The sequence below is a fragment of the Pseudoalteromonas sp. G4 genome, from assembly GCF_028875915.1.
Classification (GTDB): domain Bacteria; phylum Pseudomonadota; class Gammaproteobacteria; order Enterobacterales; family Alteromonadaceae; genus Pseudoalteromonas.
In genome coordinates, this window is the sequence record NZ_JAPEHW010000041.1 from 24,854 (window position 1) to 35,093 (window position 10,240).

Annotated in this window: 8 protein-coding genes; 4 read left to right on the forward strand and 4 right to left on the reverse strand. The window is 38.4% G+C overall.

Features of this window, described 5'->3' with window-relative positions:
- The 3 genes from ON073_RS12690 to ON073_RS12700 all read left to right on the forward strand — a co-directional run bounded on the left by ON073_RS12690 (position 1) and on the right by ON073_RS12700 (position 3,966).
- Positions 1 to 729 carry a hypothetical protein gene (locus tag ON073_RS12690; protein ID WP_274762246.1) on the forward strand — a complete coding sequence of 243 codons (729 nt, stop codon included), beginning with the start codon at positions 1 to 3 and terminating at the stop codon, positions 727 to 729.
- 70 nt (positions 730 to 799) lie between these two features.
- Entirely contained in the window at positions 800 to 1,105 is a 306-nt protein-coding gene (locus ON073_RS12695) for a hypothetical protein (protein WP_274762247.1), read from the forward strand.
- A 113-nt stretch (positions 1,106 to 1,218) separates the two neighbouring features.
- On the forward strand, positions 1,219 to 3,966 hold the full coding sequence (locus ON073_RS12700; protein ID WP_274762248.1) for a CHASE domain-containing protein: 2,748 nt from the start codon (positions 1,219 to 1,221) through the stop codon (positions 3,964 to 3,966).
- 101 nt (positions 3,967 to 4,067) lie between these two features.
- Here the strand turns inward: ON073_RS12700 and ON073_RS12705 are convergent, their stop codons facing one another.
- From ON073_RS12705 to ON073_RS12720, 4 genes are read right to left on the reverse strand one after another with little or no spacing between them, the layout of a single operon-like run.
- Positions 4,068 to 5,189 carry a family 20 glycosylhydrolase gene (locus tag ON073_RS12705; RefSeq protein WP_274762250.1) on the reverse strand — a complete coding sequence of 374 codons (1,122 nt, stop codon included), beginning with the start codon at positions 5,187 to 5,189 and terminating at the stop codon, positions 4,068 to 4,070.
- Positions 5,135 to 6,670: a family 20 glycosylhydrolase gene (locus ON073_RS12710; RefSeq protein WP_274762251.1), complete on the reverse strand. Its 1,536-nt coding sequence runs from the start codon at positions 6,668 to 6,670 to the stop codon at positions 5,135 to 5,137. The genes ON073_RS12705 and ON073_RS12710 overlap by 55 nt, the downstream gene beginning before the upstream one ends.
- Positions 6,663 to 7,529 carry an ROK family protein gene (locus ON073_RS12715; RefSeq protein WP_274762252.1) on the reverse strand — a complete coding sequence of 289 codons (867 nt, stop codon included), beginning with the start codon at positions 7,527 to 7,529 and terminating at the stop codon, positions 6,663 to 6,665. The genes ON073_RS12710 and ON073_RS12715 overlap by 8 nt, the downstream gene beginning before the upstream one ends.
- An 8-nt stretch (positions 7,530 to 7,537) precedes the next feature.
- Complete coding sequence (locus ON073_RS12720) at positions 7,538 to 8,782, reverse strand: MFS transporter (RefSeq protein ID WP_274762253.1); 1,245 nt, start codon at positions 8,780 to 8,782, stop codon at positions 7,538 to 7,540.
- 425 nt (positions 8,783 to 9,207) lie between these two features.
- Between ON073_RS12720 and ON073_RS12725 the strand changes: the two genes are divergently transcribed.
- Positions 9,208 to 10,080, forward strand: coding sequence for an AraC family transcriptional regulator (locus tag ON073_RS12725; RefSeq protein WP_274762254.1), 873 nt, complete (start codon positions 9,208 to 9,210; stop codon positions 10,078 to 10,080).
- Positions 10,081 to 10,240 lie beyond the last annotated feature (160 nt).

Here is a 10,240-nt window from a genome sequence, read left to right on the forward strand (position 1 = left end):
ATGCGTTTAATACGTTTTTTAGTGTGTTTTGTTCTGGTTCAAATAACGAGTGTTTGTGCTGCTGAACCTATCAAAGTAGCATCAGCACATTGGCGAGAGTTTTCTGAGCCAGATGGCAGTGGCGTTTACCTTAATTTAATTAAACAGAGTTTTGGTAATCATCAAATTGAATTTGATGTAGGCAGTTTTGCTCGCGCGAAACGATTGTTTAAAAATAATAAAGCCGATATTTTAGTCGGTGTTTATAAAGATGATGAAACACTACTCACAGATACGCTTTATCCCAAATACCATCTGGATTTTGAATTCCCAATCGTTGCCATTTACAACCCACGTACAACAAAGCTGCGTCATAGTGAGGACTTTAAATCGCTTACTGTCGGCTGGTATGAAGAATACGCTTATGATCGATTTGTACCAGTTCATGGTCAAAGTTACCGTTTTGCCGATATTATAAAAGCGCTCGATTTACTTGAGTCTGGCAAGGTTGATGTGGTGGTTGATCATATTTATAACTTGGATGAAAGGCAGCTTAAAATTTTTAAAACAATTGAGTTACATGGCCAAATGCCAATTTGGGTGGTATTTCAAAATACTGAGAAAGGTAAACGCTTAAAAGCACATTTTGAGACATCGTTTGAGCAACTCTACAAGAGCCAAGCACTAAAACAGATTTACGGTGAAAATTATGAGCATGCGAACTTTTCGAGTTTATTTTTAGAAAAATAAACTGGTAGCAGTAAACTTTTTTAGCTTTTTAACCTTATAACATGCTACTTGTATTTTTGAGAGTTAAACCGTGACATCACGCCGACATCGTAAAGATAAACCGCACCCTCAAAACCAACGCTATTTACTCTCTGTAATTGAGGAATTAAAAGCTAATCCAGAAAAATTAGCGATAGTTAAACATAATGTTGATGAGTATCAGAGCCAACAATATTTAAAAAGAGGCTTTTTAGTCGCGCTTGAACGCATGGAATGGTTGTTTGAAGCAAATTTGTCGATTGATGAATTTTGCCAACAAATTTTAGCCGAAGATTATATTGGCAATCGCATTCGAAGGTATCCATTAATTTTTAAAGGGGTGCTTGTAAATAATTAATTTGAGTTTAGGGAGCTCAAGATTTAGTCTAAACACGCTTAGTTATTGGGGTTTTTGTTGCATTTTACTTTGAAGCTTTCTACCTTATTGGTAAAGCTAGCTAGGAAATCTACATGTCTTCTCAGTCTCAAAATATTTCAAATAAGCCTAAGCTTTTTAATACGTTATATTGGAAACTGATTATAGCGTTTATTATTTCAGGTTATTTGCTTTCCTTTATTTCGTTCCAATCTCAAGTAATGCCCATTTGGTTACCTGCAGGTATTGGTTTAGTTGGCTGTTTTATTTTTGGTAGGACGTTTGTTCCTGCTGTATTTATTGCCTCTTTTATATTCAACTGCTCAGTAACGCCTAACTTTCAAATTACAGATGTCGTGGGTGTTATTGGCTTGCAAAATTTACTGATTGCAACCGGAGCGAGTCTTCAAGCAGGGATTGGCGCATTTATTTTATCGAAATGGCTTGGTAATCCGCTTAAACTGTCAAACAAAGGTTTAGTTAAATTTATTATAGTGATTGGCTTTTTAGTCAATCTTATCTCTGCCAATATCGGCATATTTTCCCTAAGTACTTTTAATCCTGATTTTGATGCTACTAATTACTGGGTCAACGTCGGCTATTGGTGGTTGGGTGACTCACTTGGTGTATTGTTAGCTACACCTTTGATTTTATGCTTGGTTGATTATAACAAAACTACTGGGCAGCAAAGAACGGCAAGCAATGTGCTGTTAGCATCTATTGTGTGTTTGTTTATTGCTGTTTTGGCAATCACCTATGTTTTTATTGAATCAGAAAAGCGAAATACATTTGAGTGGTTAGAAAACGAGGTTCAACGGGTCGAGAATAAAGTGCACCGAGAGCTTGGTAATACAGTTTCAATACTTGAACAACTCGCTGAAGCTGTACAAACAAGCCCAAATCTAACAAGGCAACAGTTTGAGCAAGTGGCCACGCAATTGTCAGCAAATTCGAGTGTAATTCGTGCTGTCTCGTGGAATCCAATTATTCCTCAATCAAGGTTGTCAGTAGCAAGTAACGAACTTGTTGATATTTATAACGGGAGCACGGGTGTAAAGGGCACACCGCTGAATAAAACGGATCCGGTTGTGTATGTTAAATATATTTACCCTGTTGCAGGCAATGAAAACGCGATTGGTTTTAATGTCTATTCGAACCCCTCTCGTAAAGAGACATTGAATCTTGTTTTAAGCAATTATCAACCAAAGGCCACGCCCATAATTAAATTGGTGCAAACCGAAAAATCGCATCCCGCATTTTTGTTATTTTTCCCCGTATTTTCAAGTGATGCAGAACAAGCGATACAAAATAATGTACGCGTAATTGGTATGGCAACAGGGGTCTTTCTCGGAGAAGAACTATTGAGCAATGCAATCAGTATAATTGATCAAGAAATGTTCTTTATTCGGGTGACTGAGGCTAATTCAACAGAACCTTTTTATGATAATGCCGAAACCATTAGTACATTAAATGATGGTGATATCTTTAAAAAAATTAGCATTAATTTGCTTGGCCAATCATGGTCTATGAGCTTTTATGTGAATCATGCCAATTTACTGCATTTACAAAACAAAGAATTTGCCCCACTTTATCTTCTGTTAGTAATTATTGTAACGGCAATTATGTTGATTGTGATGATAATGAATGGTCAACAGCAACTGCTAGATAAACAAGTAAAAGAACGAACCAAATCACTTAAAAAAGCGACCGAGCAAGCAAAACAAGCCAACCTTGCTAAAAGCCGCTTTGTCGCGAATATGAGCCATGAAATCAGAACCCCAATGAACTCGGTAATTGGCTTTGGACAATTGGCGCAAAAAAGCGAAGATATCGACGAAATTAAATCTTATCTGCAACAAATCAATGCTTCTTCTCGATTGTTACTTAATATCGTAAGCGATATTTTAGACTTATCAAAAATAGAGTCAGGAAATTTATTGCTTGATGTACAGCCATTTGCGCTTTGTAAATCATTAAATGATATGGCAAATATGTTTGAAACCTTAGCCAAAGAAAAACAGTTAACATGGCATCAAGCAATTAGTATTGACCCTAATTTATATGTGCTTGGCGACCAAACACGCATTGAACAAGTGATATTAAACTTATGCAGTAATGCCCTTAAATTTACCAAACAGGGCAGTATTTCATTTGATGCACAAGTAACTGCATTAAACGATAAAGTAATGGAGCTTAAAGTCAGTGTTGCTGATACAGGAATTGGCATTGCTGAAGATAAACACAAAGAAATTTTTAAGCCATTTATTCAAGCAGACTCATCAACATCTCGCAATTTTGGCGGTACAGGCTTGGGGCTTGCGATTAGTGGAGAAATTAGTCGCCTTATGAAAGGCGATATCCAAGTGCAAAATAATGATCCCCAAGGCAGTATTTTTACATTTACTGCGCAAATGAAACTATCGCAAAAACCAGTAATAACTCTTGAGCAAGCAAATAATAAGGCGCTCAAAACATTGCATATTTTGGTTGCGGAAGACAATTTAGTAAATCAAAAAGTAATTTCAGCCATGCTTGAAAAATTAAACATGACTTTTGATGTGGTTGAAAATGGAGAGCAAGCAGTAAACGCGGTACAAAAGCAGCATTATGATGTGGTGCTAATGGATTGCCAAATGCCTGTATTAGATGGCTATGAAGCGACCAAGCAAATTAGGACAATGCCTGAATTAGATGCTTTACCTATATATGCGCTTACTGCAAATGCAGATACCGAAAGCAAAGAGTTAGCGCTAAATATTGGATTTAATGAGCATTTATCAAAACCAATTACCCTTGAAAAGTTAACACTAAGCTTGCAAAAAGTTACTGTTAGTAAATGCTAACTTATTGCAGGATAGAAGATATAAAAGCTTTTAAAATTCGATTCGAAAAATTTTAGACATCAGGCTTGCTTAACTAAGCAAACCTGATTTTTAAACTGAAGCTATTCGCCTATTGTGAGGCTACGGCCAATTCGGTGGTGATTGCGGGCTCTAACAGCGTTAATTTTTTCATTATGTTGCATATTTTCAATCGCTTGCCACTCACTATTTTTGCTTTGTACTTCGATGATAAAGCCAGGGTAAGGTGTAAAAGCATCTAACTTGTCATCGTTTACTTTTGCTGCAATCGTAGGCACTCGATAAAACACACCCGAAGCATCAAGTTTAGCGATTTCTTTAAAGCCAACAAGCGCTGCAAAGCGTTGCCAGTCTTGCTCTCTATTTTGTATGTGTTTTTCAGTGAATACATTCGAGTGTTGATTGTATACACGGCCTTTCTCATTGTAATTAAGTTGCCAGTCGGCGCGGTGCCATGCGCGCTCAGCAAGCGCTAAAAGCCTTGGGTACAGCATGTATTCTGCTTGTCTATCTGAGCGCAGCATTTCGCTCCATAAATGACCTTGTAGCCCTTTAAAGCGAACATTTTTTGTTAGGCGATGTTGGCTATCATCAGCGCTGTAATTATGCTGCTCTTTGGTTTGCCATATTTCAGCGTGCGCTGGTAAGTTTTCAGGCATAAAACTAAAAACTTTAAAGCCATCAATTGCTCGCGATGCCCAATGATTACCACGCTCTTCTGGGTGACTTTGATAAGGAAAGTCGAAATAAGTAACTTCAGGTGTTGAGAGCACCATATCCCAACCTAAGTTTGCTTGCGCGTGAACATCTTTGTGGCCACCTTCGGTGATCATAGACCAGCCATTTGATTGCACTGATTTTGGCATATTGGACGCTTGGGTATCGCCTAATCCGTCATTCCAAGCAGCCACTTTAATGCCTTTGCTGTCGATCATATGTGCTACTTTTTCAATAAAATAGCCGTTAAAGGAGGTTACTTTTGGATTACTAGATTTCAGTGCATTACAGGCAGGGCTATTGACCCATGCACCCGCGGTTTCATCAGCACCAATATGATAAGTTGTAAGCTCAACGCCTACTTCTTGGTGTATCGCGATTAATTCATCAATTACTTTTTCGATAAACGTATAAGTACTTGGCAAACATACATTCAACGTATTGTCATTGTAATGTTGAATGGACGAGTAAACCGTGGCGTCGTACATACATTCAACGTATTGTCATTGTAATGTTGAATGGACGAGTAAACCGTGGCGTCGTTTGCTTCACTTAACCAATATTGTTCTGCTTTAAGCTTATCGCCTTGTGCCATGTACTTTTGATAACGGGCATCCATGGCTTTAACCGCTGCGCGAGAATGTCCTGGCATATCAAGCGATGGGATCACTTCAATATGGTTAAGTGCAGCAAATTTTAAAATTTCTTGATAATCCGCTTTACTGTAAAAACCATTGATTTCACTGTTTTTATCATTGCCAGCACCTAATTGCGGCAATAAGCATTCTGTTTCGCTTAAATCAAAACAGCGAAAAGCTCCTACATCTGTAAGTTCAGGTAAATCTGCAATGGCTAAGCGCCAACCTTCATCATCAGCCAAATGTAGATGAAGCTTGTTGAGTTTATAAGCAGCCATTTGCGACAAGGTGTTTAAAATAAACTCTTTAGAGCGGAAATTACGGGCAACATCTACATGTAAGCCGCGAAATTCAAAGTGTGGTTCATCTTCTATTTTAAGGCTCGGCAAAGTTAAATTATCAGTACTAACAAGACCTGTAATCGACATTAAGGCATAAAATGCACCAGTATTGCTGCTGGCACTAATCACAATTTGATTTGGATTGATATTTAGCTGGTATGCCTCATTGGGCAAACTGGTATCTGTTATAAGTTTAGTTTTTATCCCATTTTGACTTTGCTTGATCCCGAACATTTCTAAGCGCGTAAATGCTGCCGAAAGTGCATGATTATTTGAAAGCTCTGGCGAGAGCAGTAAGCCTTTGGCTAAGTTTACTTTGCTATCTGCACTTATTATTTCTAAATGCTTTGGTTTTGGAATTAAACTCACAGGCGCTTTAGTTAAGCTTGGCTTTACCTGCGTTTGGTAGAGATATTCGGCGCCCATCCAAGGCGTTTTATCTTGGTTGCTCACCCTGAGCTGATTTAATGCAGTAAACGGTGCAAGGTAGGGCTGACGTTCGAGCCCGGTGGTTTCATCCAGCACGGTTTGCGTACTTTTTATGACTTTTGCATTGATATTTTTTGTCGCATCTTTGTTGGTCACAATGTAATTGGGCATAAACTCTGAGCGCGTAATTTGCGAATCTTTTGTATAAAAACGAATTGTTTCTGGCGCTTCTTTTTGAAACCCTTTAAAGCCTTCTTTTGGTGTTATCTTATGAAGATCCCCATTGATATGAGTGATTGAAAAGTGCTCAGATTCAACTGAATAAATCGGCATTAACTGGCTAAAGAAGATTGAAAAGTCACTGTAATTAGTAGCAGTTGGGTAAGTTAAGGTGAGCTCTGATAAATAGCAGTTTTTAACTTCCCCTGGGCAAGTTGGGTTCATGGCATCTAACAAGGAGTATTCTACTTGTAGGTGTTCAGCTAATTGATCAATCGCAGTTTGATTTGCAAAAAGCGGTGATACTAACAATAAAAGGGGCAGTGTAAAACGTTTAGTCACAAGAGATAACCTCAACTTGGAAAAGATAATAGGCGCCAAATAAAGCGGTTTTGGTGTCTTGGGTATAGTGGATTTGCAGCGCATTAAATACGCTCGGTGGCAGTTTATTTTGCAGTGTGGTTTGCAGCGTATCTATGAAAAAAGGCGCGCTTTTAGATACCGAGCCACCAAACACAATGGCCTCAGGATTAAATGCTTGCACAACTTGTACAATGGCGTTGCTTAGGTGCTCACCGAGCTCTGCAAAAATTGCAAGGGCGCTGTTATCACCCGCTTCTGCAAGTTGAAAAGTTGCTAAGCCATCGATGCCTTGTCTTTTAAAAAATTGACCAGAGCAATAATCTTCAATTATGCCATCAAGATAGGGAAAGCTGCCAAATTCACCAGCAGCTGATTGCTTTCCTGTATATAGCCTGCTATTTAAAATTAACCCAGCACCTAAACCTGTGCCGAGTGTAACGCCAACTAAATTATCAAAATGGCAATATTTGGCATTATTGTAGATGCCGTAGGTAAAGCAATTTGCATCATTATGAATAAGAGCGGGTAATTTAAACGTTGATTCAATGAGTGTTTTTAACTCAACATTTTGCCAATTTGGTATGTTAAGCACTTCTATAACAAAGCCTGTACCAGTTTCGACTAAGCCGGGCACACCAATACATATACCTTGGCAAGCATTTGTTATAAATGGCGTAATTTCAGATATTAAAAACGCATTAAAATCATCTTTGCTCAAATCAGCGCAAATGGGCACTTGGTGAAATGCGATTATTTCACCGTTTTGAATATTTGCGATAGCGAGTTTTGTGCCGCCAAGATCAACACAAGTAACGTAAGGGGTATTTATAATTGTCATGCTGCTATTTAATCCAGTGCTTCGCGTTTTTTAATAAGTTGAATGGTGTGGTTTTTTACCAGTGGTTTTGCCCAAAAACTGACACTTAGAATAAAACCAAGCGGAATAAACAGCACTAGTAATGAAATGCGCAAATCACCTGAAAGTTCGGCAATAAAGCCAATAATTGGTGATGACAAAGCACCGCCAACAATACCTGTACACAAAATTCCAGATACCGCACTGTGACCTTTGACAATAGAATTAAGACCTAAAGAGAAAATCACCGACCACATAATTGATAAAAAGAAACCCGATGCAGGGAATGCTATTAAGGCCATTTCTTTTGAACCAAAAATAGCGAAAACCAGCGAGCATGCTGCACCAATTGAAAACAATTTAAGCACTAATTTAGCATCCATCACTTTAAGTAACGCTAAACCTAAAATGCAACCTATGGTAAGAAGTAACCAAAACTGACTTACAACGTCAGTGCCTTGTGTCATTGGGTCAACACCATGGTAGGTTGCCAGAAATACTGCAATTGAGTTGGCAATGCCTTGCTCTAAACCGACATAACACGCGATGGCTATAAAAAATAACACGACGGTTTTGTCTTTAAAAAGGGCAAGTGAATCGCTTAAACGAAGTGTTTGCGATGATTGCTGTTCTTTAGGAATTGTCATAAATGATGTAACAAGCAGCATCACAATGCTTATTACAGCAAATAAAGCGTACATAATTAGCCAATCTTTATTTGGCTGCGTAAATAAACTCAACTGTTGCCCAAGTTCACTACCGGTCTGAATATGGGCTACCAAACTGCTGTAAACGATTGGCGATAAGGTTGCCGCTGCGCCAAAAAGAAGCTGTGCAGCCACTGAAAATGCAGCGAAATGTTGCTCGCCGCCAGCTCGTCTCAGCAATGGATTAATGGCAACTTGCAAAAGAGCCATTGCGCTACCTATGGTAAAAAGTGCAAACATCGCCATGGCAAAACTAGGTAATAGCACAAATAATACGGCGCCGATAGCAGCGAGCAAAAAGGCTAATAAGATGACAAATTTTTCACCTTTTTGCTGCGCAATTAAGCCTGCCGGAACAGACATTAAGCCGTAGGCGGCAAAAAAAGCAAATGGGAAGAACCCCGCAAGTAAAAGTCCAATTTGGTAACTCTCAATTAACGCAGGAAAGATGGGGCCAAGTAAATTTGTGACAAACGAAATCACAAAAAAGGTAATGAGTACCAAGAGCACGACTGGATAGGCTTTCATAATTTATTCCTAATTATTGTTGTTTTGTTAGTTCGCCCAAGTGGTGAGGTGATAGCAAAAATTTGATTTTGACGGGCAGACAAAAACAAGGGGAATTGCTACCACCTCGTGTTCACATGCCTTATTAAGCAATTTCTTAGGGGGAAATACCTCATAGACAGTAAACTTTTCTAGTCTGCCAAGATATTTAGCTTGTTAGCGGTATTTTTCTATTTATTAATAATACTTTTCAATCAATACGCTGATTTGTTATACCGGAATATGGCGAAAAAGAATGCAAAACATCTGCGACTTTTCGCTTATAGCGATACTTAAATACTCTTTTTACAATAGGAAAATATCAAAACTAAGTTGAATAGTATCAATTGAAGGCGTGGATTCTGTTGAAATGTCTTTTAATCACTTGTCGGGAATAGTAAACAAAGATGCGTGCTTTTTGTGAAAAAGTCATAACCCCAACAGATGCGTCATGGCGATATCATAAATACTTAATGCCATACTTGCCATTTAGTTGGCATTATCACCCTGAATATGAAATTTGCTTAACCTTAAACAGCAAAGGTATGCGCCATATTGGCGATCATATTGAAGAATACGGTGATTTAGATTTGGTATTTGTTGGGCCGAATCTTCCACATACATGGCAGTCTGAAAGCAATAAAGACGGAACCGAGCAAATTGTGTATGTGGCACAAATACCGGTGAAATGGCTTGATAAGTTAGTGCGAGATCATAAAGAACTACAAGGTATGATGTCGCTTTTGGCGCGCTCTTTAAAAGGCATTAAGTTTTCTGAGGCGTGTGCATCGAGTGCTAAAACACTGTTTGAACAAATGGAAAATGCCAGTGTAACTCAGCGTTTAATTTTATTGTTAGAACTACTGAGTGTGATGCAACAAGATTGTGAGCAACAAACATTATCTTCCCCGATGTTTGCATTTGGCAAACAAATGGAAAAAGACAATGGAAAGTTAAATCAGGTTATTGAATTTATTTATGCGCATTACACTGAAAGCTTATATGCCGATCAGCTTGCCGAGCTAGCCCATATGTCGACAAACCATTTTCATCGGTATTTTAAACAACGCACTGAAACAACGCTAACCGAGTTTATTAATCGCTTACGTATTGGTAAAGCATGCAAACTGCTTGTCACTAGCACGTCACCGATTTCGGTTATAAGTGATCAATGTGGTTTTAATAATGTGTCTAACTTTAATCGACGATTTTTGGCGATTAAAGGCTGCACACCGCGAAAATTTCGTCAGCAGTTAATCAATCATAACTTAATCAGCTAGGAAAAACAGGGCACTTTCGTGCCCTCAAGCGTGTTAACTTAACTTGAACTCGGGTTAAGAAGTTAACTAAATATTTGAAATATATTAGCTATGTTATTTTATGCCTTCTAGCTTGATAGTTTTTCTTAGTACAAGGCAAATTTGTGCGTCAATAGCGAGT

Bases quoted from the DNA above. Each gene is read 5' to 3' on its own strand.
- ON073_RS12690 (WP_274762246.1), top strand. From the start codon at position 1: ATGCGTTTAATACGTTTTTTAGTGTGTTTTGTTCTGGTTCAAATAACG.
- ON073_RS12700 (WP_274762248.1), top strand. From the start codon at position 1,219: ATGTCTTCTCAGTCTCAAAATATTTCAAATAAGCCTAAGCTTTTTAAT.
- ON073_RS12705 (WP_274762250.1), bottom strand. From the start codon at position 5,189: ATGTACGACGCCACGGTTTACTCGTCCATTCAACATTACAATGACAAT.
- ON073_RS12715 (WP_274762252.1), bottom strand. From the start codon at position 7,529: ATGACAATTATAAATACCCCTTACGTTACTTGTGTTGATCTTGGCGGC.
- ON073_RS12720 (WP_274762253.1), bottom strand. From the start codon at position 8,782: ATGAAAGCCTATCCAGTCGTGCTCTTGGTACTCATTACCTTTTTTGTG.
- ON073_RS12725 (WP_274762254.1), top strand. From the start codon at position 9,208: ATGCGTGCTTTTTGTGAAAAAGTCATAACCCCAACAGATGCGTCATGG.